Source organism: Flavobacterium sp. IMCC34518, from assembly GCF_027111095.2.
GTDB classification, from domain to species: Bacteria; Bacteroidota; Bacteroidia; order Flavobacteriales; family Flavobacteriaceae; genus Flavobacterium; species Flavobacterium praedii.
In genome coordinates this window covers 1,654,965-1,680,302 of sequence record NZ_CP114284.2, presented here as the reverse complement: position 1 = coordinate 1,680,302, position 25,338 = coordinate 1,654,965, and the positions used below count along the sequence as shown (strand labels likewise).

Below are 25,338 nucleotides of genomic sequence, written 5' to 3'. Positions count from 1 at the left end.
GAAATTAGAATTCAGAAATTAGAAATCACTTCTAATCTCTAAATTCTAATCTCTAAATTCAAAAAGAATGTTTAATTTTTAATTATATATATTATGGAAATTCCACAAATCGTAGGAGCAGGATTGATCGTTATCGGAGCAGGTTTAGGTATTGGTAGAATTGGTGGTTCAGCAATGGACGCTATTGCTCGTCAACCAGAAGCTTCTGGAAAAATCCAAACTGCAATGCTTATTGCAGCTGCACTTATTGAAGGTATTGGTTTTGCTGCGTTATTCGCATCTTAATTAAAACTAAAAAAACAATAGTTGCAACGGTTGGTTGTAACTATTGTTTTAATTAAATGTTGAAAATTATATTAAACAGATTAAATTTTATTTTTTAAAATACAATTTACATTATATACAATTTATAAAAAATGGAAAAGTTAATAAATCAGTTTGAGTTGGGTTTGTTCTTCTGGCAAGTATTAATATTTATCGGATTAATAATCTTATTGAAAAAATTTGCTTGGAAACCTATTCTTGATGCAGTTAATGATAGAGAAGAAGGAATTAAAAACGCTTTGCTTTCTGCTGAAAATGCTAGAAAAGAAATGCAAAATTTGCAAGCAGACAACCAACGTATTTTACAAGAAGCAAGATTAGAGCGTGACAACATGCTTAAAGATGCTCGTGAAATGAAAGACAAAATGGTTGACGATGCTAAAACTGAAGCTCAAGCTCAAGGGCAAAAAATGATCGAGCAAGCTAAAGCGGCTATTGAAAGTGAAAAAAATGCAGCTATGGCTGAATTAAAATTACATGTTTCTACATTATCTCTTAGCATTGCTGAAAAATTATTAAAAGATGAACTATCTAACAAAGAAGCTCAAACTAAATTGGTTGAGAAATTGTTAGGTGACGTAAAATTGAATTAATCATGGCAAGTACTAGAGCAGCAATTCGTTATGCAACCGCAATTTTAGATTTATCCAATTCAAAAGGAACATCTGAAGCTGTGAATAATGACATGAAATCTATTGCTTCAACGATTAAAGGAAATGAGGAGTTGAGTACTTTTATTCAAAACCCAACCATTAAAGTAGAAGTGAAAGAGAAAGCACTTTTAGAGGTTTTTGCTACTGTTGATAATGTTACTAAAGGATTACTTCATTTGTTGTTTGAAAACAAAAGGTTCGAAATCCTAGATATTATCGCTGCAGAGTATAGCAAATTATTTGATATCATGAATAATGTTGAAGTAGCAAAAGTAACTACAGCAATTGCTATGGATGCAGCACTTGAAGCTAAAGTTTTGGCTAAAATAGCAACATTATCCGATAAGAAAATCACAATTGAAAATACCGTAGATCCTTCTATTATTGGTGGATTTATTTTAAGAATAGGCGATCAGCAGTATAATGCTTCTGTTGCCAACAGATTACAAATATTAAAGAGAGAGTTAAGTAATTAGTTTTATTACACATAAAAGTGTCTAAATTATAAATTAAGATGGCGGAAATTAAACCTGCTGAAATATCAGCAATATTAAGAAAGCAAGTAGAAGGTTTTGAATCTGGTGCTACGCTAGAGGAAGTAGGAACGGTACTTCAAGTTGGAGATGGTATTGCTCTTATTTATGGGCTTTCAAATGTTCAATATGGTGAATTAGTTGAATTCGAAAACGGATTAGAAGCTATCGTTTTGAATCTTGAACAAGACAATGTTGGGGTGGTACTTTTAGGACCTTCAACAGGAATCAAAGAAGGATCTACTGCAAAAAGAACACAACGTATTGCTTCCCTTAAAACAGGTGAAGGAATGGTAGGACGTGTAGTGAACACGCTTGGTTTTCCAATTGATGGAAAAGGACCGATCGGTGGTGAATTATTCGAAATGCCATTAGAAAGAAAAGCTCCTGGAGTTATCTTCCGTCAACCCGTTACTGAACCATTACAAACAGGAGTAAAAGCAGTTGATGCGATGATCCCAGTTGGTCGTGGACAACGTGAGTTGGTTATTGGTGACCGTCAAACAGGTAAATCTACTGTTTGTATCGATACCATCTTAAATCAAAAAGAATTTTATGATGCTGGGAAACCAGTATTTTGTATATATGTTGCGATTGGTCAAAAAGCTTCTACTGTTGCAGGAATTGCAAAAATGTTAGAAGAAAAAGGAGCAATGGCTTATACTGTGATCGTAGCTGCAAATGCTTCTGATCCAGCTCCGATGCAAGTTTACGCTCCTTTCGCAGGTGCGGCTATTGGAGAATATTTTAGAGATTCAGGTCGTCCAGCTTTAATTGTTTATGATGATTTATCTAAACAAGCTGTTGCTTACCGTGAGGTTTCTCTTTTATTAAGAAGACCACCGGGACGTGAAGCATATCCTGGAGACGTTTTCTACTTACACAGTCGTTTATTAGAGCGTGCTTGTAAAGTGATTGCTGATGATGGAATTGCAAAAGACATGAATGATTTGCCGGATTCTTTAAAAGGAATCGTAAAAGGTGGAGGTTCATTGACTGCATTGCCAATTATCGAAACACAAGCTGGTGACGTTTCTGCATATATCCCAACAAACGTAATTTCGATTACAGATGGTCAAATTTTCTTGGATGGAGATTTGTTTAACTCTGGGGTTCGTCCAGCTATTAACGTAGGTATTTCTGTATCTCGTGTTGGGGGTAATGCTCAAATTAAATCAATGAAAAAAGTAGCAGGTACTTTGAAACTGGATCAAGCACAATTCCGTGAATTGGAAGCGTTTGCAAAATTTGGTTCTGATCTTGATGCGGTTACGTTGAACGTAATTGAAAAAGGAAAAAGAAACGTTGAAATCTTGAAACAAGGGTTGAATGATCCTTATACTGTTGAAGACCAAGTTGCCATTATCTATGCTGGATCTAAAAACTTATTGAGAAATGTTCCTGTAAATAAAGTTAAAGAATTTGAGAAAGATTTCTTGGAATTCTTAAACAACAAACATAGAGCCACTCTTGATGCTTTGAAAGCAGGAAAATTAACAGATGAAATTACAGATGTATTGGAAACTGTTGCAAAAGAAATTTCAGCGAAATATAACTAATCTAGTGAATAGTGAAAAGTGAATGGTTTTGACTATTTACTTTTCACAACTCACTTTTCACTATAAATAAAATGGCAAATTTAAAGGAAATCCGTAATAGAATTACTTCCATTTCATCTACGATGCAAATTACATCGGCAATGAAAATGGTTTCTGCAGCAAAGCTAAAGAAAGCACAAGATGCGATCACAGCAATGCGCCCTTATGCCGAAAAATTAACGGAATTATTACAAAATCTTTCTGCTTCGCTAGATGGTGATGTTGGTGGAGAATTTACAACACAGCGTGAAGTAAAAAAAGTTTTAATTGTTGCCATTACTTCTAATAGAGGTTTATGTGGTGCTTTTAATACCAATGTAATTAAGGAAGCTAAAAATCGTTCTGAATATTATGCTGGTAAGCAAGTTGATATTTTTGCAATCGGTAAAAAAGGAAATGATATTTTGTCTAAAACATTGAGTGTTATAGACAATCAAAGTTCAATTTTTGATCATCTTACTTTTGATAATGTGGCTGCTATTGCAGAAACATTAACACAAAAATTTGTTACAGGTGAATATGATAGAATTGAATTGGTTTACAATCAGTTTAAAAATGCAGCTACTCAAATTGTACAAACGGAGCAGTTTTTACCATTAGCACCTATTCAATCTGATAAACCAGTTTCAACAGGAGATTATATTTTCGAGCCTGCAAAGGACGAAATTGTTTTGACTTTGATTCCAAAAGCTTTGAAAACACAATTGTATAAAGGGATTCGTGATTCATTTGCTTCTGAGCATGGAGCACGTATGACTGCAATGCACAAAGCAACAGACAATGCAACTGACTTAAGAGATCAATTAAAATTGACTTATAATAAAGCTCGTCAAGCTGCGATTACCAATGAGATTCTTGAAATTGTTGGTGGAGCAGAGGCTTTGAAAGGATAATTTTAAAATGCATAAAAAAGAAAAAAGAGCCATTTGGCTCTTTTTTTATGCTTTGTTTTATAGGAACAAATAGCTTTATAGTCCTTAGCTCTGTATTTAAGGGAGATTCTTAGCTTTACCCTGGCTCTGTTTTTTATTGGCGAAACTTAGCTTTGACCATGCTCTGTTTTGTGGGGACCGATTAGCTTTATTAACCCCTTATCTAAATTTTATTTTACAAATATCTGCAATAAAACGGGTTTGTGCAATACCCACTTTTAGTGATATTTCAATTAAATTTCTTTATTCTTTGAATTATTTCTTTTTCAGTATTTTTGTATTTTATTTCTAAACATTGTTCAATTGAATATAGTCGAATTTTCCACCGTTACTGAAATGCTTGCTCAAATTGAGACAATGCAACATTTGTACCCTAATCTCACTTTGGAAAAATATGAATCCTATCTACAACAAATGGTACCTCATAATTATAAACAAGTAGCTGTTTTTGATGGCGATATTTGTGTTGGATTATCCGGTTTTTGGACAGCCGTTAAGTTGTGGACTGGTAAATATATTGAAATAGACAATTTTATTGTTCATTCGGAACACCGTTCTAAAGGGATTGGCAAAATGATGACGGATTATATTGACACTAAAGCCCGTGCAGAAGGTTGTACAGCAATTGTTTTGGATGCTTTTACCGGAAATTTCACAGCACACCGTTTTTATTACAATCAAGGATATGTGCCAAAAGGTTTCCATTTTCTAAAAATGATTAATGAGGAGGGATTAACTTAGGAATTATTTTTTTTGAAACTTTATTCAACCACAAAACACAAAAAATAACCAAAGAATTGGTTATTTTTGTTTTTATAATATTTAACAAATAAATAATTTTGGGATTATACAAAAAGCTTTTTCAACAAACTGCCATATACGGACTTGCCACAGTAATACCTAGAATGTTCAGCTTTTTGCTGGTACCACTTTACACGGGATTATTGCCTCAAGCAGAGTATGGAAAGGTATCCATAATATTTGCTTGGATGATTTTTTTCAATGTGATTCTGGCTTACGGGATGGAAACCGCTTTCTTTAGATTTTATAATTCTGAAAAAAACAAAGATAGTGTAGTAGAAACAACAATTGTTTCTATTTTTTGGTCCACTATTCTTTTTGTCTTTATAGCCTTGTTATTTCGCAATTCATTAGCGCATTGGTCTGGAGTTGATACACAATACATAACCTTTTCTATTTGGATTTTAGCATTGGATGCTTTAGTGATCGTACCTTTTTCTAAATTGCGTGCCAATCAAAGACCAAAGTTTTATGCTTTAATCAAAATTGGAAATGTTTTAGTTAATCTATCTTTCAATCTTTTTTTTCTGTTGTATTTGCCAAGCATTTCGGTTTCGCAACCCGATAGTTTTTTAAGTTCCGTTTATATTGATAATTTTCAGATAGGATATATTTTTCTGGCCAATATTATTGCTAGTTTCCTAACTTTTGTGGTGCTATTTCCTGATTACTTTACAATCAAATGGAAATTTGATTACGAGCTCTGGAAACGAATGATGCAATACGGTTTGCCTATTATGGTTGCCGGCATTGCTTTTGCCATAAACGAACAGTTTGACAAAATCCTTTTAGGAAAACTGCTGCCTGCCAATATCGCCGCAGAACAAGTTGGAGTGTACTCCGCTTGTTATAAGTTAGGACTTTTCATGGTGTTGTTTAGAACCGCTTACACTTTAGGAATCGAACCTTTCTTTTTTAGTCATGCTTCGAATGATAATGCACCACAAACGTATGCAACGGTGACCAAATATTTTGTCATTTTCGGTTCTTTTATTTTATTGTCAGTAATCGTATTTGCTGATCTTTTGAAACAAATTATGATCCCAAATGCTGCTTATTGGGAAGCAATGAAAGTCGTTCCGTTGATTATTTTAGCTAATTTTTTTCTCGGAATTTACACGAACCTTTCAGTTTGGTATAAACTTATCGACAAAACATATGTAGGTGCTTATATTTCAATTGTTGGAGCATTAGTAACCTTAATTTTGAACTATTTATTGATTCCAAAATACAGTTATTATGGTTCTGCGATTGCTACCATTTCGGCTTATGGGAGTATGATGTTTATATCGTATTATCTCGGAAATAAATACTATCCCATACCGTATGACAAGAAGAAAATAGGAGGTTATTTAGGATTATCTATTGGTTTTTCATGTATTTCCTTTTACATTTTTAGAGAGAATTATTATATCGGAATTGCACTTTTGGCAGTATTTATGGGCTTTATATATTACAATGAAAAAGAAACACTTTTACGAATTTTAAAACGTCCAACTAAAAATTAGGAGCTTAATCCTGCTATCCGCTGTATTCCCACTTTAGAAAAACTACGGCAAAAAAGCCTTGTTTTTCTAAAGCGGGAGATGCCGCTTCTATCAGGGCTCATATCTTTGACTATGTTAAAAATATGAAATGTATCTTTGAAATACAACAATTGATAAGCAAAACGAAATGGCCAAATTCTATCGGGGCGAAATACATCTTTTGATGATATTGTAGACATTAGGTTAATCCATTTCGTTTTTATTACATTTCGAGTCACAATAGTACTTAAAGACCAGAATTTAATTTGGATCTTGTATAAAAAATGAGCAAAGATTTATGTAATATTTTGTTTATTGATTCTAAATCAAAGAGTTATGAATTTAAAGTATTCTGTTGGATTAGACGTTTCAAGCAAAAAAATTAATGCTTGTATTAGTGTTATTGATGAAAAACAAAAGGTAACTGTAAAGTCAAGTACCATTATTTCTAACACATTAAAAGGATTTTCTTCTTTGGAAGAGTGGATTTTAAAGCATAAAAAGGAAACTATTCCTGTGGTAATTTGCATGGAAGCTACAGGGATTTATCATGAGAATTGTGCTTATTGTTTGTTTGGGAAAGGATTTGATGTTTCTATAATTTTGCCTAATAAAGCAAAAAAATATTTGGAAGCTATTGGGCTCAAATCAAAAAATGACAGCATTGATGCCAAAGGATTATCACAAATGGGAGCCGAACAGTGCTTAGATTTATGGCAACCAATGGGATCCTTTTTCTATGAATTACGATTGTTGACAAGGCAACATCAAAATGTTACCGAATTGAAAACGGTTTTAAAAAACCAATTAGATGCGTTGAGTTTTGCAATGCACCATTTGGATTCAGTTACAAATCAATTAGAGCAAACCATAATTTTATTTGAGACACAGCTCAAAGAGTTGGACAAAGAAATAAAGATTCATTTGAAATCTAATAAAGAAGTTTATGACAAGACTGAAAATATATTGAAAATGAAAGGATTAGGAATTTTAACATTGAGTACTATTTTGGCTGAAACCAACGGTTTTACATTATTTACGAATTACAAACAGTTAGTGTCTTATGCGGGTTATGACGTAGTTGAAGCACAATCAGGAAAGCGTGTTGGTAAAACCAAAATATCAAAAAGAGGGAATTCAAGAATAAGACGCGCCTTACATATGCCGTCATTGGTAGTTATTCAATGCAAAGTTAAACCCTTCAAAGATTTATATGATAGAACCTATGAAAAACATGGAATAAAAATGAAAAGTTATGTGGCGGTTCAAAAAAAGATACTGACAATGATTTATCATTTATGGAAAAAGAATGAAGCTTACGATGCTATTTATCAGCTAAATATCCAAGAAGAGGAGCAAAAGTTGACCTCTCGGGCAATTGGCTTCGAAGAAGACACAATAGCAAAAAATAGCCCCAACATAAAAATTGAGGCTACACAAGGTAAACATCCAGTGAATAATCGCAAGAAGCTTCCTCTCGGTGTAACAAATATATAAAAATTAACCAAAATAAATTAGGTATTGAAGATAGTACCTAGGGCTTTTTACAATCAATAATATTTAGAGTAAACATGACAATCAATATCATAAACAAATCGCAACACGCATTACCAAATTATGAAACTATTGCTTCGGCTGGAATGGATCTAAGAGCCAATTTGACCGAATCTATAACCTTGAATCCACTGGAAAGAACCATTGTAAAAACAGGACTTTTTATAGAATTACCTATTGGTTATGAAGCTCAAGTGCGGCCAAGAAGTGGTTTGGCAGCCAAAAATGGTATAACAGTCCTAAATGCTCCAGGAACAGTCGACGCCGATTATAGAGGCGAAATTGGAGTAATTTTAGTAAATTTATCTAACGATCCATTTGTTATCCAAAATGGAGAGCGCATTGCCCAACTCATCATTGCCAAACACGAACGTGCGGATTGGATTGAAGTACAAGAATTAACCGAAACATCCCGTGGAGAAGGCGGTTTTGGAAGTACAGGAGTAAAATAAATTAATTTAATAATTTAAAGATTAAATAATTGAATGATTTTTGATTCTAATCTTTCAATCTTTTAATTTTTCAATCTTTTAATAAAAAGAATATGAAAATAATTGTACCAATGGCAGGACGCGGATCTCGCCTTCGCCCACATACATTAACCATTCCTAAACCTTTAATCCCAGTTGCTGGAAAACCAATTGTACATCGATTAGTCGAGGATATTGCTGGGGTTTTAAATCAAGATATAGAAGAAATAGCCTTCGTTATTCACGAAAGTTTTGGAAAAAAAGTAGAAGAAGATCTAGTTGCAATTGCTCAAAAACTCGGTGCCAGAGGAACTATTTATTATCAAAATGAAGCGCTTGGAACAGGACATGCCATTATGTGCGCCAAAGATTCGTTAAGCGGGCCGGCAGTAATTGCTTATGCCGATACTTTAATCCGTGCCAATTTTGATTTGGATGCAAATGCGGATAGTGTTATTTGGGTAAAACAAGTGGATCAACCAGAAGCTTTTGGTGTGGTAAACTTAAACGATGCCAATGAAATAATAGAATTGGTTGAAAAACCAAAGGAATTTGTTTCGGATCTTGCAGTTATCGGAATTTACTATTTTAAAGATGTTGCCGTTCTAAAAAATGAACTTCAATTAGTGATAGATAATAACATTATTCATGGAGGTGAATATCAAATTAATGACGGAATAAAACAAATGATGGCCAAAGGCATGATTTTTGTTCCAGGAGAAGTAGATGAGTGGATGGATTGTGGTAACAAAGATGTAACGGTTGAAACTAATTCTAGAATGCTCGGCTTTCTTCAAAACGACGGAGTGAATTTAGTGGATCCATCAGTTAAATTAGAAAATTCCACCATTATTCCTCCTTGTTATATTGGGGAAAATGTTGTTTTAATAAATTCTACTGTTGGTCCTAATGTCTCTTTAGGGGATGCTTGTCATGTTCAAAATAGCACAATACAAAACAGTTTGATACAAACACATTCGCATATTAAAAATGCCAATTTAGACAATGCGATGATTGGTAATCATGCCAGTTTTGACGGAAATTTTAAAAACATAAGTATTGGAGATTATTCGGTTTTAGAATAATTTGAAATGAGTATAGTACAAAAAATTAAGCAGCATTTTTAAGTTTTTATTATGCTGCTTTGTTGTTTTTTTAATTTATTTTGCACAATAAGAAATCATAACGATTTTATTTTCAAAGACTTCTTTTCTCAATGATAAGTAAATGGACATACATATTCACTTTTTGGGTATTGCTAAGCAATACTTTAAGTGTATTGGCTCAAACCGAACCAGAGGAAATAATAGTGGAAAATGATAAATTCCAAGATTTTTTCTATGAGTCTATTTTTCAAAAAAGTATTGAAAATTATGATAAATCATTAGCAGCATTGGACCAATGTTTAAAAATGAAGCCCAATGAAGCTAGCATTTATTTTGAAATGGGAAAAAATTATTTAGCTTCCAAAGATTATAAAAACGCCTATTCCTCCTTTGAACATGCTACACAAATAGATCCTACAAATAAATGGTTTTGGGTAGGAATGTATGATGTATGTTATGAAACCAAAGATTTCAATCAAGCCATTATCATTGTTAATAAAATCATTCCTTTTGATGCAGAATACAAGGAAGATTTAGTTTCACTTTACATGGCAACCAAACAATATGACAAAGCATTAGTTGGAATTAATGAATTGAATGAAAAAGTTGGAAAAACCGAGAGAAGAGAAATGTATAAAATGGAAATCCTCTCGGAAGGGAAATTTCAAAATTCTGAAATTGATAATTTAAATGCACTGATTGATAAAAACCCAAAAGAAGAATCCAATTACATTGCATTGATTTTTTTATATTCTAATAATAATGAAGAAACTAAAGCACAGGAAGTTGCTAAACAATTGGAAAAAGCAATTCCGGAATCGGTTTGGGCACAAGTAAGTTTATTTAAAAATTATCTCGAAAATAATGACGGTACCAATGCAGTAAAATCGATGAATATAGTTTTGGCAAGTCCTAAAATTGATTCGAAGATTAAGCATAGAATTCTGAATGAATTTTTACTTTTCACCAATACAAATCCTCAATTTATTCCAGATTTGGATGCCGCAATTGGGTATTTTGAAAACGACAATGAGATAAATGTAGCTAAAGAAATAGGCAAGTTTTTTCACAATAAAAAGCAATGGGATAAGGCAATTAAATATTATGATTTATCAGCAAAAAATAATTCAGAAATTGATTTAGAAACCAACTTGCTTTGGCTTCAAGCCAATACAGAACTTAAACAGTTTGAACCCGTAGTCAAAAAAGCAATGGCAATGATAGATAGCTATCCATCCGAACCGCAGTTTTATTATTATGCTGGAATGGCCAACAATCAGTTGAAATTGTTCAAGAAAGCCAAGGAGATACTTGAAATGGGAATGGATTATGTAGTAGATAATCAAAGTTTAGAAATCAATTTTAATATACAACTTGGTGAAGCCTACAGTGGTTTAGGCGATACTACCAAAAAAGAATTATATTTTAATAATGCCAATCAATTAATAAAAGGAAAAAAATAATGAATCGATTTTTAGTAAGAGTACTTTTTGTTTTTATGATTTGTTTGAGTAGTTCACTAACATTAGTGTCCTGTAAAGCAAAAGCAAAAGTGGTAAAAGAAAACAAAAGTGAAGACACAAATCGCATGACAGCGGAGCGAATTATTAAGAAACATTATAACAATAGCAATGAGTTTTCTACCTTATACATTAAATCAAATGTAAAATACAGTGACGAAAAACAGTCACAAAATGTTACTGCCGAAATCAAGATAAAGAAAAACGAACAAATTTTGGTAAGCATCCGTTTCCTAGGAATTACTATGGCCAAAGCTTTAATAACCCCAACGATGGTTAGTTATTACGAAAAAATCGGAGGCACTTATTTTGAAGGTGATTTTAGTTCCTTGAGTCAATGGTTAGGAACCGATTTGGATTTTTTTAAAGTTCAAAATATGTTAATTGGCCAAGCTATGGACGATTTAACCAAAGGAAATTACCAAGACTCTTTAGTTGAACAGTCTTATCGATTAGAAGAGATTTCTAAAAATGATGTAAAAAAATATTTCTTTTTTGACACCGGAAAATTTTTATTAAACAAGCAAGAAATAGCACAAATTACTCAAAATAGAAAGATGGATGTTTCCTATTCCGATTTCAAAATGTATAATGATTCTTCATTTCCTTCCTCTATTTTTATAACGGCAGAACAAGACAAAGGGAAAACAGAAATTAATATGACTTACAATGCAATTACCTTAAATGAAGAACTTTCTTTCCCTTATAATGTGCCAAATGGTTATAAACGAATTTTAATTAAGTAAATTTGAACAAACATATTTGTACGATGCAAAAATTTCTCTTAAGTCTGTTTTTTATAAGTCTGACCTCCGTAATATGGGGACAAGAAACGCAACAAGAAAAACTGGAAAAACGCAAAGCCGAAATTCAACAAGAAATTTTGGCCAATGAAAAACTATTACAATCGGTAAAGAAAAAAGAAAAATCGGCAGTTAATGTGATTATTTTACAAAGCAATAAAATAAAATTAAAAGAAAAATTGATTCATACTACAGAGAAACAAACTAAGATTCTTAGTAATGACATGTATGTTAATCAAATTAAAATCAACAAGTTGAATCGAGAATTGGTAATTCTAAAGGAAGATTACGCCAAGATGATTGTCAAGTCCTATAAAAGCAGATCGGAACAAAGTCGTGCTATGTTTTTATTGTCTTCAGAAAATTTTTTACAAGCCTACAAAAGAGCGCAGTATATGAAACAATATACAAGTTTTAGAAAGATACAAGGCGAAGAAATTAAATCCAAAACCAACGAACTTTTAGGATATAATGATAGACTTAACATTCAAAAAATAGCCAAAAAGAAATTATTAGCCGAAAACACTAAAGAGAAATTGTCTCTTGAAATTGAAAAGAAAAAACAATTAAAGTTGGTTAATGCCATCAAAAAAGACAAGAAAAAAATTACTGCCGAAATTAAAAGAAAGCAGCAAGAATCGCGAGCTATTGACCGACAAATTGATCGATTAATACGAGAGGCCATTGCCGAAGCCAATAGAAAAGCGGCAACCGAAAATGCCAAAGCAAATCCAAATGCTCCAGTTGTAGCTTATACATCTTCAAGGATTATATTAACGGCTGAGTCTAAAATATTGGCAGATAATTTTAGAGCGAACAGAGGTAAATTGCCTTGGCCAGTTGAGAAAGGTTTTGTTTCACTTGGATTTGGTGATCAGCCACATCCCGTTTATCCAAGTCTAGTTATTCACAATAGTGGCGTGGAAATCACTACAGATCAAGGTTCAAATGCCAGAGCAGTTTTTGGTGGCGAAGTAACTAGCGTAATCGTTTTGTCTCCTGTGAATAAAGCAGTAATGATTCAACATGGGGATTGCTTCACAGTATATCAAAATCTATCTTCTGTTTTTGTGAGCAAAGGTGATAAAGTAAGTATCAAACAAAGTTTAGGGAAAATAAGAACCAACGGAGAAGGAAAAACAATTTTAAAGTTCACAATTTCACAAAACACAACCTATAACAACCCTGCTTCTTGGTTGTATAATATGTAATTTCATGTAAACTAAATAAGAGCACTATTTTTTTGAAATGAGAAAATAGTGCAGTTTTATTATTAAATCATTCATTAAGTTTGCACCATATATAATCTAATATGTTAAAATATTTTCTAAGTTTTGTTTTTCTAATTTCAACATCTGCAATTTTTTCTCAGGTCAATCAACAAAAAAAATTAGAAGAAAGAAAAGCTAAAATTCAACAAGAAATTCGTGAAAACGAAACCAAACTTCAATCCGTTAAGAAGAAAGAAAAAACAGCTACCAAAGCGATTGTTTTACAAAGCAATAAAATTAAACTTAAAGAAGAATTAATTGCCACTACAGAAAAACAAACCAAATTATTAGGAAACTCAATAGTTGTCAATCAATCTCAAATTGATAAATTAGAACAAGAGCTTAAGTCACTCAAAGAGGATTATGCCAAAATGATAGTTCAATCTTATAAAAGCCGTTCTGAAGAAAGTCGAGCTATGTTTTTATTGTCTTCCGAAAGTTTTTTGCAGGCATACAAAAGAGCTCAGTATATGAAACAATATACGAATTACAGACGCATTCAAGGCGAAGAAATTTTTTCTAAAACCAACGTATTATATACTTTTAATGCCAAATTGGATGTTCAAAAAAGTGCTAAAGAACAGCTCATTACGGAGAATGAAAAAGAAAAATTGTCTTTGGAAAAAGAGAAACAAGAACAACAAAAATTAGTTGAAACATTAAAAAAAGACAAAAATAAAATTCTAGCCGAAATCAAGAAAAGGCAAAAAGAGGCCAAAACGATTGATAATAAAATTGATAAATTAATTAGAGAAGCTATTGCAGAAGCCAATAGAAAGGCCGCTAGAGAAAAAGCCGCTAAGGAAAAAGCGAAAGCGGATGCGATAGCCAAAGCCAACGCAATTGCCAAAGCCAAAGCAATAGAAAAAGCAAAAGCTATAGCCGCCGCCAATGCTGCTGCTGCTGCCAAAGCCAAAGCCAATTCCAAACCAATTCCAAAACCAATTCCAATACCGAAGGATGTAGCCATCGCCATCGCCAAAGTGGATCCTGTAGTTGTAGCAAAAGCCGCAGTTTCATCTACCAAAATGGAATTAACATCAGATGGTAAAATTGATTCAGACAGCTTTAAAGCCAACAAAGGAAAACTCCCTTGGCCAGTTGAAAGTGGTTTTGTCTCCATGGGATATGGAGATCAAGCACATCCAGTGTATAAATCATTAGTAATTCACAATAGCGGACTGGAATTTTCCACCAGTTCTGGTGCAAATGCAAGGGCTGTTTTTTTAGGAATAGTAAATAGTGTCATCGTAATTTCTCCGGTAAATAAAGTAGTTATGTTACAGCATGGAGACTTTTTTACAATATATCAAAACTTGATATCAGTTAATGTAAGTAAAGGCGATAAAGTAACAGCGAGACAAAGTTTAGGAAGAATAAAAACAAATGGAGATGGAAGAACAATATTAAAATTTGCAATCACTCAAAACACGACATACACCAATCCAAGAACTTGGCTGTCGCCTAAATAGAAGGAATAATTTAATAAAATTTAAAGAGTCTTCTAAAAAATTAAAATTATATTTGATAAAATTTAAAATTATGAAATGAGCATGACCGTATATTGGTAACAAACACCAATGACGATATGCGAATTACATATGACCAATAAAAAACAATAAATATCTACATATGAATTCGAATAACCCTTTTTTAAATAACAAAACATTTTCAACTGCTGTTTCTAGAAAAGACGAAGTACATCAAGCAACAATTATAGATGTCAATCAAGACATGACAGTCGCTGGAACCATCAACAGAAGTTTAATCCTTTTTTTATTACTTATTGCTTCTGCAACTGTAATTTGGTGGGCTACTTTTAATGGAATGAACCCGATTGTTCCTGCATTTGGAGGCGCCATTGTTGGGTTGATTTTAGTAGTAATCGCCGCTTTTAAACCACAATATTCCGCCTATTTAGCTCCAGGTTACGCCTTGTTCGAAGGGTTATTTATCGGAGGTGTTTCGGCTATTTTTGAAGTTCAATATCCTGGCATAGTAACACAAGCTGTTGGGGCTACATTTGTTACTTTTGCGGTTTGTTTGGGATTGTATAAATATAAAATAGTAAAAGTAACAGAGCAATTCAAATCAGTTGTAATGGCGGCCACTCTTGCTATTGCCACTTATTATTTAATTTCTTGGATATTTTCTATGTTTACAAGTTTTACTCCGGTACATTATGGAAATTCTATGATGAGTATTGGGATTAGTGTTTTTGTAATTGTAATTGCTGCTTTAAACTTGTTTTTGGATTTTGATAGAATCGAAAAAGGAGCAGAGCAAAAAATGCCAAAATACATGGAATGGTATGGAGCAATGGGATTAATGATCACATTAGTTTGGTTGTATATTGAATTTTTAAGATTGCTTTCAAAATTATCGAAAAAATAAAATGTAGCAATTGTTTTTATATAATGATGCCCTTCCAAAAGAAGGGTATTTTTTTTGATACTAAAGCATTTTATATACTGTATAGTTTCAATGTATCATTTTATATTAGGATAAAAGGGATTGTAGCTATCAAATCATTAAATTTGTATTCTTATTTAAAGACATGTTAGAAAAAGAAACAATAAATTTCGAGAAAACGGCTATTGTTGGTATAGTTACACAAAACCAAAGCGAAGAGAAACTTAATGAATATCTTGATGAATTGGAGTTTTTGACGTTTACCGCAGGTGGAGAAGTGGTCAAGCGCTTTTCACAGAAGATGGAACGTCCGAATCCTAAAACTTTTGTTGGAACCGGAAAACTGGAAGAAATTTGTCTTTTTGTAAAAGAGAATGACATTTCAACTTTAGTATTTGATGACGAATTGTCTCCGTCTCAACAAAAGAATATTTCTAAGATTATCGATTGCAAAATTTTAGATCGTACACATCTAATACTTGATATTTTTGCTCAAAGGGCCGAAACTTCTTATGCTAGAACTCAAGTAGAGCTAGCACAATGTCAATATTTGTTACCCCGACTTTCTGGAATGTGGACGCACTTGGAGCGTCAAAAAGGGGGTATCGGGATGCGTGGACCTGGAGAAACAGAGATTGAAACGGATAGACGTATTGTGCGTGATCGTATAGCGTTATTGAAAGAAAAGATTAAAACTATCGACAAACAAATGGGTGTGCAACGAAGTAATCGTGGCGCAATGGTTCGTGTTGCTTTGGTAGGATATACCAATGTTGGAAAATCAACATTGATGAATGCCGTTGGGAAAAGTGATGTTTTTGTAGAGAACAAACTTTTTGCAACTTTGGACACGACCGTTCGAAAAGTGGTTATTAAAAACTTACCTTTCTTGCTTTCGGATACCGTTGGTTTTATTCGAAAATTACCTACACAATTGGTAGATTCTTTTAAGAGTACATTGGATGAAGTTCGGGAAGCTGATTTGTTATTGCACGTTGTTGATATTTCACATCCTGAATTTGAAGATCATATCGAATCTGTAAACCAAACCTTGATGGATATTAAAGCCAATGATAAACCGGTTATTATGGTTTTCAATAAAATAGATGCCTACAAACATTTGACCATTGACGAAGATGATTTAATGACAGAAAAAACACCGAGACATTTTACATTGGAGGAATGGAAACAAACATGGATGCACCGATTGGGTGGAGAAAAAGCTTTGTTTATTTCGGCAACAAATAAAGAAAATTTCGAAGAATTCAGAGAACGTGTTTATGAAGCTGTTCGACAAATACACATTACTCGTTTTCCTTACAATAAGTTTTTATATCCTGATTATAAAGATGCAGTAGAGAAAGAAGAGAATGTTGATCAAGATGAATAAAAAAAGACCTTTTAGTAAATTGCTAAAAGGTCTTTTTTTTGTTAAAAATTGTAGTTTAAAGCGACTCCAAACACTTCTTTGGTTTGAAAACCAGCAAAAGCATCGTCATCATAAATCGCTTGGAAATTAAAATTTGCTGATAATACTTTGTTGATTTTCATCAAAATTATCAAGCTGTAATTGATGTCAATATTTTGAGGTTTTTCTAAATAATTGGAATATAAATTCAAAAGATTTTCCGCACTTACGTTTTCCATTATATTAAATTTATAGTAAGCTGTAGCATTGAATCCCAATTGATACAACATGCTTTTGTTGGCATCTACTCCAAAATAGGAGCCATCTACATAACCCGGAATTGAAGTATAGCGGCTATTTACAAAAGTGAATTTGGAGGTTAGAGGAGCCAAATTAATTTTAAAATTCTCATTCTTTTTCCAATACATTCCAGGACCAACAAGCAAATACCCTGGAGACATAAATTTGGTGTTTTCTTCTCTTATTTCTGCACCATTTACATCTTTGTCATACAAAAAACCTCTTGTAAATTGGGACCTGAAATTGACTAAAAACGAATAATACCAATAGCTTTTGGTTTTTTTGGCTACAATTGAATTGATTTCGAGTTGATCATCGGTTTTCTTTTCAAAACTGGAATTTTGTGTTTGTAATAAACCATAGGAAGCCAGAATTCTGTTTTCCCAGGTATAATCATCTTTTTTGTAATCAATTTTATAATCGAGACCAAGATTACCTGAGAAGCTATTCTCTCCACCGGCAATCCAGTTATTGAAGCTGGCTTGATTAAATAGAAATGTAACTTTTCCTTTTGACTTCCAGCCATTTTTAATGGTATCGTCTATGGTTTTTGCTGCATCTTCTGTTTTTTTTATTAGATCTTTTTCAGCAGATTGAGCAGTAATCAAAGTTGAAAGGAGAAACAGACATATTAATAGAATTAGTTTTTTCATTGTAAGAGTATTAGTTGTAATACAAATATAATAAAAAGAATAAAACGTTAAAGGTCAGGTTGTTAAAAAATAAAATTATTTTTTAGGCGATTTGTATAAAGGCACAGCTGAACATGCTTCGCCGAACATGATACTTTTGGCATGCCGTTGCAAATATTGTGCTGCCAAAACATAAGCCAGCATTGGAACAGGTTTTCTAGAACAACCTTTTATAATTACTGGTTTGTCTTGATAAACAGTATAATCGATTCTAGAAAGTATTTCGACATATAAAGCAGCATCTAAATCTTCCAGATAACCATTTATAATTTTTTTGGCAAAGGGAGCCAAATGCATCGTTACCAAAATAATGGCCCATTTGGGAATAATGGCATCAGTGCCACAAGTAACTGCAACATATTGATCTTGGTATTGGGACCAATCTTGTTTGTTAAGCTGTTCTCTAAAGTCTTTTTCTTTCAATAAAAAGCCTTCATAAAGCCATTGTGAAATATCGATTTGCACACGAATTCCAGCTGGATAATAGTCTTCAAGATCGAAAACTTCCAGTGTACTATTTGCTACTTTATTGATTATTTCTTCCATTCTAAATATTTAGTGGTCAGTGGTCAGTATTTAGTAGTCAGTTTCTAACTGAACACTAAAATACTGAACACTGCCTACTTTTTTGTTACAACATTCCCAATTCTAATTTTGCTTCTTCGCTCATCAAATCTTTGCTCCATGGTGGATCAAATGTGATTTCAACTTCGGCATCTTTTACATGCTCTATTGATTTTATTTTTTCCTCCACTTCTCTTGGTAAACTCTCGGCTACCGGACAGTTTGGCGAAGTAAGTGTCATGAGAATTTTTACTTCATAATCGGTGTTGACCATTACATCATAGATCAATCCCAATTCGTAGATATCTACAGGAATTTCTGGATCGTAAATGGTTTTCAATTTTGCTACAATCGATTCTCCTAATGCTTCTGTGTTTATTTCTTCTATCATAATTTATATTTTTTAAACCATATAAGTCATATAAGGTTATTTTTTGTTAATGTTTTAGCTAAATATAAGTTCAAAAAAGTTAATCTTCTAACATTCGATAATATTCATTGACCATTGTTTTTTGACCTTCATAGTAAATGTTTTTTACATTAAAATTAATTAATAAACCAATCGGAGCTTTTAATAAGTTCATATAAGTCAGCAATTGCGCTTCAAAAATGGGACTTATTTCATTTACCGATTTTAGTTCTACAACAAGTGAATTCTCTATAAATAAATCACATCTAAGTTTCGATTCTAACTGATATCCTTTATAATTTAAAGGAATCTCAAGTTCGGAGGAAAAATTTATTTTTCTTAATTCTAATTCTTTTTTAAGACATTGATGATAAACATTTTCCAAAAGACCTGCGCCTATACTTTTATGAACTTCAATTGCCGCTCCATTTACCTGATAGACTAAATCTTTGAGAGTACTTCTGTTTATAATCATATTTTTTATAGAATTAGCTTATATGACTTATATGTTTTTTATTTTTTTTTAGCATCAAATGCCAAAGCGTACATTTTAATATTTTTAATCATTGATACCAAACCATTGGCTCTTGTTGGTGATAGATGTTCTTTTAATCCTATTTCGTCAATAAAATTCATATCGGCGTTTAAGATATCCGTAGCTTTTTGGTTCGAGAAAGCACGGATTAAAATAGCGATTATACCTTTGGTCAAAATGGCGTCACTATCTGCTGTAAAGACAATTTTATCACCGTTTTGTTCTCCTTGCAACCAAACTTTGGATTGACATCCTTTGATCAGATTGTCGTCTGTTTTGAATTCTTCTTTGATTAATGGAAGATTTTTGCCTAAATCAATTATGTATTCATATCGTTGCATCCAGTCATCGAACATGGAAAATTCGTCTATAATTTCGTTTTGTATTTCTTTTATTGTCATTCTTCTTTAATTGAAAAGGATAGTACTGTATTTACTAAATTTTTTATTTTTTCATTCGGAAATCCATTGTCGAAAGTTTGGCTTTCATAGGTTTTCCCTTTATAAGTTATTTTCAAATTGGCCATTGCAGCTCCATCATGAAAGCGCTTTTGAGTCGGTGCTTTTAAACTTGGAATTTCCTCCAAATTCACTTTTTGAAATTCCTTAATCAAGGTATTCCATTGTGAATCTGTTAACGTATTTGAATCAGGTTTTTCATCTCTGGCATTAGTGACCGAAATTGTTTTATTTTGAATCACAATATTTTTATGCAATCCTCTTGAGTTTGCTGTGTATTCTATTTTAGCAGTTTCCATATCTAGATTTTGACTTTGGCAACTTTTTCCAAGAAACAGTGTTAAAAACAAAAGGGATAAAATTTTCATAGCGTTTTATGTTTTAGGACAACATCATTTTTGCTTTTTTGACCGCATCAACCATTATGTCTATTTCTTCTTTGGTGTTGTAAAAAGAAAACGACGCTCTTATTGTCCCTGGAATTCCGAAGAAATTCATAATAGGTTGTGCGCAATGATGGCCTGTTCTTACAGCAATTCCTAATTTGTCTATTATGGTTCCAATGTCATAAGGATGAATGCCTTCTATATTAAAAGAGATTACCGAAGTTTTTGCTTCAGCAGTACCATGAATTTTCAAACCGTCAATTTCTAGTAATCGTTTTGTACCGTATTCTAATAATTCTAATTCTTGTTTCTGAATGTTTTCAAAACCAATTTCATTCATATAATCAATGGCAGTTCCTAAGACAATTCCACCCGCAATATTGGGTGTTCCGGCTTCAAATTTATGAGGTAAATCCGCATAAGTGGTTTTTTCGAAAGTTACTTCTTTAATCATTTCACCACCACCTTGATACGGAGGTAATTTATTCAACCAGGCTTCTTTTCCATATAAAATTCCAGTTCCTGTTGGGCCACACATTTTATGTCCCGAAAACACATAGAAATCACAATCCAAAGCTTGAACATCTGGTTTTAGATGCGGAACTGCTTGTGCACCGTCAATCAAAATAGCGGCACCAACTTCATGTGCTTTGTCAATCATATATTTAATAGGATTGATGGTTCCCAGTGCATTCGAAATATGATTTACCGTTACAATCTTAGTTTTTGGAGAAAGCAACTTATCGTATTCACTCATGATTAATTCCCCGTTTTCATTCATCGGAATGACTTTGAGTAGGGCTCCTGTTTTTTCACAAAGCATTTGCCAAGGCACAATATTACTGTGATGTTCTAGAGCAGAAACCAGCACTTCATCACCCGGTTTTAAAATCGAAGCAAATCCATTGGCCACCAAGTTGATTCCAAAAGTTGTACCCGAAGTAAAAAGCACTTCGTGAAGGAATTTAGCATTAATATGATTCTGCACTTTTGCTCGGGAAACTTCATAAGCGTCTGTTGCCAATTGGCTTAATGTATGAACACCTCTATGAATGTTAGCATTAATTTCTTGATAATAGGTTGCAATTGCATCAATAACCACTTGCGGTTTTTGTGAAGTGGCACCGTTATCGAAATATACTAAAGGCTTTCCGTTTACTTTTTGTGATAGAATTGGAAAGTCGGCTCTTATTTTTTGAATGTCTAACATTTCTTTATTTAGAATTTTTCTAAATACAAAAGTAATACAATTGATTTAGTTTTCTAAGAAACAATAGTTAATAATTGTAAAAATTGTAACAAAGAATGGAGCGATAGTATTGAAAATGGAATAGGATTAAATTGTTTGTGGTTGGCATCCCTTTTTTTATTAATTTGGTGTAATAATCTTTCAATATGAAAAAATATTTTAGAATAGGAGCGCTTGTTTTTTTATTTTTTTTAGGTTATTTGGGTTTTACCAATTATCCTAAGCTTGAATTGATATCTGGATTTTCTGCAAAAAGTATTGCTTCTGGCCATTTCATTGATAATCGTTCACAAGAAATTATCGAAAAAAACGATAATGATTTTGATGTAATTGGTTGGGCTACCAATCAAATCAATGAATCGGGAAAATTTGCTACGGCCAATGTTTTAGGTTTAAAAAAGCGAAAAGCAATTTATAGAGCAGGTTTGGGAGCGACTTTGATTAATGATAATTTTGACATAAACAAACCGTATGCTGTTCCCAAAAGAACTAAATCTAACAATAATTTACCTTTTCCTTATGGAGATGTTGAACCCAAAGACACGGTTTTTACTAATGTCGATTATGACAAATTGAACCGTGTTGTTGCCAATGCATTTGATGCCAAAGGCAATGATTATAAAAGAACACGCTCCGTTTTGGTTATTTATAAAGATAAAATCATTGCCGAGAAATATGCGGAGGGTTTTACGAAAAACAGTGTTATTTTGGGTTGGTCGATGACCAAGAGTATTACGGGGACGCTTTTTGGAATCCTTCAAAAGCAAGGGCGATTTGACATCTACAAACCCGCTCCGATTTCCGAATGGCAAAACGACGATCGAAAATACATTACGACCAATGATTTATTGCATATGAATTCAGGTTTGGAATGGGAGGAGAAATATGACAGAATTTGTGATGCGACAAAAATGCTTTTCCAGTCGGAGGATATGTCAAAAGGGCAATTGCTAAAACCAGCGATTTTCAAACCCAACACGCATTGGAATTACTCTTCGGGAACAACAAATTTATTGTCGGGAATTTTGCGGAAGCAGTTCAAAACCCATCAAGAATACTTGGATTTTTGGTATTCGGCATTGATTGATAAAATTGGAATGCATTCCATGCTTGTGGAAACGGATATGGCGGGGAATTATGTTGGATCGTCTTATGGTTGGGCAACCACAAGAGATTGGTCCAAATTGGGATTGTTGTATTTGCACCAAGGCAATTGGAACGGTCAGCAATTATTTGATCCCAGTTGGGCAAAGTATGTTGCGACTCCCACAGATACTTCACACGGAAGATATGGAGCACAATTTTGGCTTAATGAAGGATACTATTTTCCAGATGTTCCAAGAGATATGTATTATTGTAGTGGTTTCCAAGGGCAAATGGTAGCTATAATTCCGTCTATGGATTTGGTAATTGTGAGAATGGGTTTGACAGAAGAATCTCAATTTGATTTTAATGGATTGTTGAGTGGAATTGTGTGGAGTGTGAGAAAAAATTAACCGCAAGGACACAAGGTAAAAAATCGCAAAGAGCGCAAAGTATTTTTACATATACTTTGCGCTCTTTGCGTAATCTTAGCAAACATTTCGGTTAAAATCACGAATCAATCTCTAAAAATTTCTTCCACATTAAAACTCAATTCTGGAAATAAGGGACTGTTTACCAATCCTTCTTCGGCAATTGGTTTTAGTCCGATGTATTTGTCGTTTTGGAGAGTATAAATCAAAATCGATTTTTGATAAGGTTCTACTATCCAATATTCTTTAACGCCGTTTTCTTCATATAAATCAAATTTGATATCCATTTCTTTTTTAGAATTTCCCGGAGAAAGAATTTCTATAATTAAGTCGGGCGCTCCAATACATCCTCTGTCGTCTAGTTTTTCTTTATCACAAATTACACAAATGTCAGGTTGAAATACAGTTGTAATTTCTTTATCTGAGGTGCTTTTTTTGAAGTTTTTCAAGCGCACATCAAATGGCGCAACATAAACATTACATGGAGTTTTTTTGAAATAATTATAAAAAATACCCGTAAGCTCAATTGATATTTCTTGATGTTTTCTACTTGGAGCTGGGCTCATTTTAAAAATTCTACCTTTCAAAATCTCCAACCTTTCTTGGAAATTCCAAGTAAGATAATCGGCGTAAGTGTATGATTTGCTTAAATCTAAATCATTTATGTCGGTTATAATGGTTGCCATAGTACATTGATTTTAATATTCAAAGATACTGATTTTTTTAATTGATGCGTGTTTTGCCTTTGATGGAAATGGAAAGCGTTTTACAGCAATAGCGCAATTTTTCTAAACAAAAAAGAGCGACAAATCCCGATAGCTATCGGGACTCTTTTTTGTTTTTAGAAAAATACGGTAGTGCCAAAAAGTTTGCAATGTACATCAGGATAAGGCACTTATTATAATTTACAAATCAAATCCAATTTTAACGCCCAATTTGTTAGCGATAATAGTAGTAATTCGTTGTTTCAATTCCGGTATTTTGATGTTTTCGATAACGGCATTTGAGAACGCGTACATCAATAATGCTTTGGCTTCTTTTTTCGGGATTCCGCGTTGTTGCATGTAGAACATAGCGGTTTCATCCAATTGACCAATGGTACAACCGTGCGAACATTTTACGTCATCGGCAAAAATCTCCAATTGCGGTTTGGCGTTAATAGTTGCTTTGTCGCTCAAAAGAATATTATTGCTTTTTTGGAAAGCGTTTGTTTTTTGAGCTTCTCTTTCTACATATACTTTTCCGTTGAAAACTCCTGTTGAACGGTCGGTAAAAATTCCTTTGTAATCTTGAAAGCTTTCACAGTTAGGTGTCGCGTGGTTCACCAAGGTATAATGGTCAACGTGTTGATTGCCACCAATGATTGTAATTCCGTTCAAGGTACTTGTTAGTCTTTCACCAAAATGATAGAAATTCAAATTGTTTCGGGTTAGGTTTCCGCCAAAAGAGAAAGTATGCACCGAAACGTGACTTTCCTGTTTTTGGGAAATATACGTATTGTCAATTAAATTGGCTTCCAGGTTGTCATTTTGAATTTTGTAATAATCAACAATCGCTCTTTTTTGAGCAAAAATTTCGGTAACCGAATTGGTTAAAACTGGATTAGCTTCGCTCCGTTCGCCGTTGGCTCGGGTTTCGTTCAAACTTTGATGGCGTTCTATGATTTGAACATGTGAGTTTTCACCAACAATAACCAAGTTTCTTGGTTGTACCAAAAGAGCCGATTCGCTTCCTGTAGAGAAATACATGATCTCAATAGGTTTGTCAGCAACTTTGCTTTTTGGGATATTGATGTAAGCTCCTTCATTGGCGAAAGCCGTATTCAAAGATGTCAAACTTTCGTCTTTACTAGCCACTTTATTGAAATAATTATCAATAATCATTTTGTATTTTGGCTTGTTTAATGCCGATGACATTAAGCATACATCGATACCGTCGTGAGTAGTTGAAGATAAATGTGAACTAAAGACACCATCTACGAAAACTACTTTGTAGGTATCAATTTCGTGTAAAAAGTATTTTTTTACATCACTATATTGAATGGTATTTTCTGTTTTTGGAAAAACGCTAAAGTCATTTTTTAAGATAGCATTTAGCGAAGTGTATTTCCAACTTTCTTCTTTTTTGGTTGGAAAGCCCTTATTTTCGAAGTTTTTTATAGCTGCTGTTCGCACATCGTGAAGTTCGGAATGAACATCAATACGCTCTTCAAAAGCCATAAAAGACGATAGTAATTTTTCTTTTAATTCCATATTCTTTAATTGTTTAAAGTTTAAGGTTTAAAAGTTTAAAGTTAGCTTGAGTCTACTTTAAACTTTAG

General features: G+C 33.1%; 26 protein-coding genes. 17 read left to right on the top strand and 9 right to left on the bottom strand.

Going from position 1 to position 25,338, the window contains the following annotated elements:
• The first annotated feature begins 93 nt into the window (after positions 1 to 93).
• The 16 genes from atpE to hflX all read left to right on the top strand — a co-directional run bounded on the left by atpE (position 94) and on the right by hflX (position 16,893).
• Positions 94 to 285, top strand: coding sequence for an ATP synthase F0 subunit C (gene atpE, locus OZP06_RS07375; RefSeq protein ID WP_185965906.1), 192 nt, complete (start codon positions 94 to 96; stop codon positions 283 to 285).
• 131 nt (positions 286 to 416) lie between these two features.
• On the top strand, positions 417 to 917 hold the full coding sequence (locus OZP06_RS07370; RefSeq protein ID WP_269224305.1) for a F0F1 ATP synthase subunit B: 501 nt from the start codon (positions 417 to 419) through the stop codon (positions 915 to 917).
• Between the two features lie 2 nt (positions 918 to 919).
• Positions 920 to 1,453 carry an ATP synthase F1 subunit delta gene (gene atpH / locus OZP06_RS07365; RefSeq protein WP_269224304.1) on the top strand — a complete coding sequence of 178 codons (534 nt, stop codon included), beginning with the start codon at positions 920 to 922 and terminating at the stop codon, positions 1,451 to 1,453.
• Between the two features lie 38 nt (positions 1,454 to 1,491).
• Positions 1,492 to 3,069 carry a F0F1 ATP synthase subunit alpha gene (atpA, locus tag OZP06_RS07360; RefSeq protein ID WP_077374826.1) on the top strand — a complete coding sequence of 526 codons (1,578 nt, stop codon included), beginning with the start codon at positions 1,492 to 1,494 and terminating at the stop codon, positions 3,067 to 3,069.
• A 71-nt stretch (positions 3,070 to 3,140) separates the two neighbouring features.
• Positions 3,141 to 4,001, top strand: a complete 861-nt coding sequence (gene atpG / locus OZP06_RS07355) for an ATP synthase F1 subunit gamma (RefSeq protein ID WP_269224303.1) — start codon at positions 3,141 to 3,143, stop codon at positions 3,999 to 4,001.
• A 375-nt stretch (positions 4,002 to 4,376) separates the two neighbouring features.
• A complete protein-coding gene (locus tag OZP06_RS07350) occupies positions 4,377 to 4,781 on the top strand; it encodes a GNAT family N-acetyltransferase (RefSeq protein ID WP_269224569.1) in 405 nt (134 codons plus the stop codon).
• A 98-nt stretch (positions 4,782 to 4,879) separates the two neighbouring features.
• Entirely contained in the window at positions 4,880 to 6,349 is a 1,470-nt protein-coding gene (locus tag OZP06_RS07345; protein WP_281324425.1) for an oligosaccharide flippase family protein, read from the top strand.
• Positions 6,350 to 6,703: 354 nt separating this feature from the next.
• Entirely contained in the window at positions 6,704 to 7,864 is a 1,161-nt protein-coding gene (locus OZP06_RS07340) for an IS110 family transposase (protein WP_269222240.1), read from the top strand.
• Positions 7,865 to 7,938: 74 nt separating this feature from the next.
• Positions 7,939 to 8,373, top strand: coding sequence for a dUTP diphosphatase (gene dut, locus OZP06_RS07335; protein WP_269224302.1), 435 nt, complete (start codon positions 7,939 to 7,941; stop codon positions 8,371 to 8,373).
• Between the two features lie 92 nt (positions 8,374 to 8,465).
• Positions 8,466 to 9,476 (top strand): sugar phosphate nucleotidyltransferase, encoded by a 1,011-nt coding sequence (locus OZP06_RS07330; protein WP_281324424.1) that lies wholly within the window; start codon positions 8,466 to 8,468, stop codon positions 9,474 to 9,476.
• A gap of 131 nt (positions 9,477 to 9,607) precedes the next feature.
• Complete coding sequence (locus OZP06_RS07325) at positions 9,608 to 10,960, top strand: tetratricopeptide repeat protein (RefSeq protein ID WP_269224301.1); 1,353 nt, start codon at positions 9,608 to 9,610, stop codon at positions 10,958 to 10,960.
• A complete protein-coding gene (locus tag OZP06_RS07320; RefSeq protein ID WP_281324423.1) occupies positions 10,960 to 11,763 on the top strand; it encodes a DUF4292 domain-containing protein in 804 nt (267 codons plus the stop codon). The genes OZP06_RS07325 and OZP06_RS07320 overlap by 1 nt, the downstream gene beginning before the upstream one ends.
• 23 nt (positions 11,764 to 11,786) lie before the next feature.
• On the top strand, positions 11,787 to 13,031 hold the full coding sequence (locus OZP06_RS07315; RefSeq protein WP_281238445.1) for a peptidoglycan DD-metalloendopeptidase family protein: 1,245 nt from the start codon (positions 11,787 to 11,789) through the stop codon (positions 13,029 to 13,031).
• A 101-nt stretch (positions 13,032 to 13,132) separates the two neighbouring features.
• Positions 13,133 to 14,563, top strand: a complete 1,431-nt coding sequence (locus OZP06_RS07310) for a peptidoglycan DD-metalloendopeptidase family protein (RefSeq protein WP_281324422.1) — start codon at positions 13,133 to 13,135, stop codon at positions 14,561 to 14,563.
• A 160-nt stretch (positions 14,564 to 14,723) separates the two neighbouring features.
• Positions 14,724 to 15,485, top strand: a complete 762-nt coding sequence (locus OZP06_RS07305; protein ID WP_269224299.1) for a Bax inhibitor-1/YccA family protein — start codon at positions 14,724 to 14,726, stop codon at positions 15,483 to 15,485.
• 163 nt (positions 15,486 to 15,648) lie between these two features.
• The gene (gene hflX / locus OZP06_RS07300; RefSeq protein WP_281238447.1) at positions 15,649 to 16,893 is read left to right on the top strand and encodes a GTPase HflX; all 1,245 of its coding nucleotides are present in this window, start codon (positions 15,649 to 15,651) and stop codon (positions 16,891 to 16,893) included.
• Between the two features lie 41 nt (positions 16,894 to 16,934).
• Here the strand turns inward: hflX and OZP06_RS07295 are convergent, their stop codons facing one another.
• The 7 genes from OZP06_RS07295 to OZP06_RS07265 form a co-directional block, all read right to left on the bottom strand.
• A complete protein-coding gene (locus tag OZP06_RS07295) occupies positions 16,935 to 17,864 on the bottom strand; it encodes a DUF3078 domain-containing protein (RefSeq protein WP_269224298.1) in 930 nt (309 codons plus the stop codon).
• Positions 17,865 to 17,939: 75 nt separating this feature from the next.
• Positions 17,940 to 18,449, bottom strand: coding sequence for a DUF2480 family protein (locus OZP06_RS07290; RefSeq protein ID WP_281238449.1), 510 nt, complete (start codon positions 18,447 to 18,449; stop codon positions 17,940 to 17,942).
• 85 nt (positions 18,450 to 18,534) lie between these two features.
• Positions 18,535 to 18,858, bottom strand: a complete 324-nt coding sequence (locus OZP06_RS07285; protein WP_269224297.1) for an SUF system Fe-S cluster assembly protein — start codon at positions 18,856 to 18,858, stop codon at positions 18,535 to 18,537.
• A gap of 79 nt (positions 18,859 to 18,937) precedes the next feature.
• Positions 18,938 to 19,351 (bottom strand): GxxExxY protein, encoded by a 414-nt coding sequence (locus tag OZP06_RS07280; protein WP_269224296.1) that lies wholly within the window; start codon positions 19,349 to 19,351, stop codon positions 18,938 to 18,940.
• Between the two features lie 38 nt (positions 19,352 to 19,389).
• Positions 19,390 to 19,812, bottom strand: coding sequence for a SufE family protein (locus OZP06_RS07275; protein WP_281324421.1), 423 nt, complete (start codon positions 19,810 to 19,812; stop codon positions 19,390 to 19,392).
• Entirely contained in the window at positions 19,809 to 20,237 is a 429-nt protein-coding gene (locus OZP06_RS07270; protein WP_269224294.1) for a hypothetical protein, read from the bottom strand. The genes OZP06_RS07275 and OZP06_RS07270 overlap by 4 nt, the downstream gene beginning before the upstream one ends.
• 13 nt (positions 20,238 to 20,250) lie before the next feature.
• A complete protein-coding gene (locus tag OZP06_RS07265) occupies positions 20,251 to 21,465 on the bottom strand; it encodes a cysteine desulfurase (RefSeq protein WP_269224293.1) in 1,215 nt (404 codons plus the stop codon).
• 185 nt (positions 21,466 to 21,650) lie between these two features.
• On the opposite strand from OZP06_RS07265, the gene OZP06_RS07260 reads away from it, so the two are divergent.
• Positions 21,651 to 23,000, top strand: a complete 1,350-nt coding sequence (locus OZP06_RS07260) for a serine hydrolase (protein WP_281324420.1) — start codon at positions 21,651 to 21,653, stop codon at positions 22,998 to 23,000.
• Positions 23,001 to 23,104: 104 nt separating this feature from the next.
• On the opposite strand, the gene OZP06_RS07255 is transcribed toward OZP06_RS07260, so the two are convergent.
• Together OZP06_RS07255 and sufD are read right to left on the bottom strand one after the other, a co-directional pair.
• Positions 23,105 to 23,704 carry a Uma2 family endonuclease gene (locus OZP06_RS07255; RefSeq protein ID WP_269224291.1) on the bottom strand — a complete coding sequence of 200 codons (600 nt, stop codon included), beginning with the start codon at positions 23,702 to 23,704 and terminating at the stop codon, positions 23,105 to 23,107.
• Between the two features lie 219 nt (positions 23,705 to 23,923).
• The gene (gene sufD, locus OZP06_RS07250; protein ID WP_269224290.1) at positions 23,924 to 25,270 is read right to left on the bottom strand and encodes a Fe-S cluster assembly protein SufD; all 1,347 of its coding nucleotides are present in this window, start codon (positions 25,268 to 25,270) and stop codon (positions 23,924 to 23,926) included.
• Between the last annotated feature and the right edge of the window lie 68 nt (positions 25,271 to 25,338).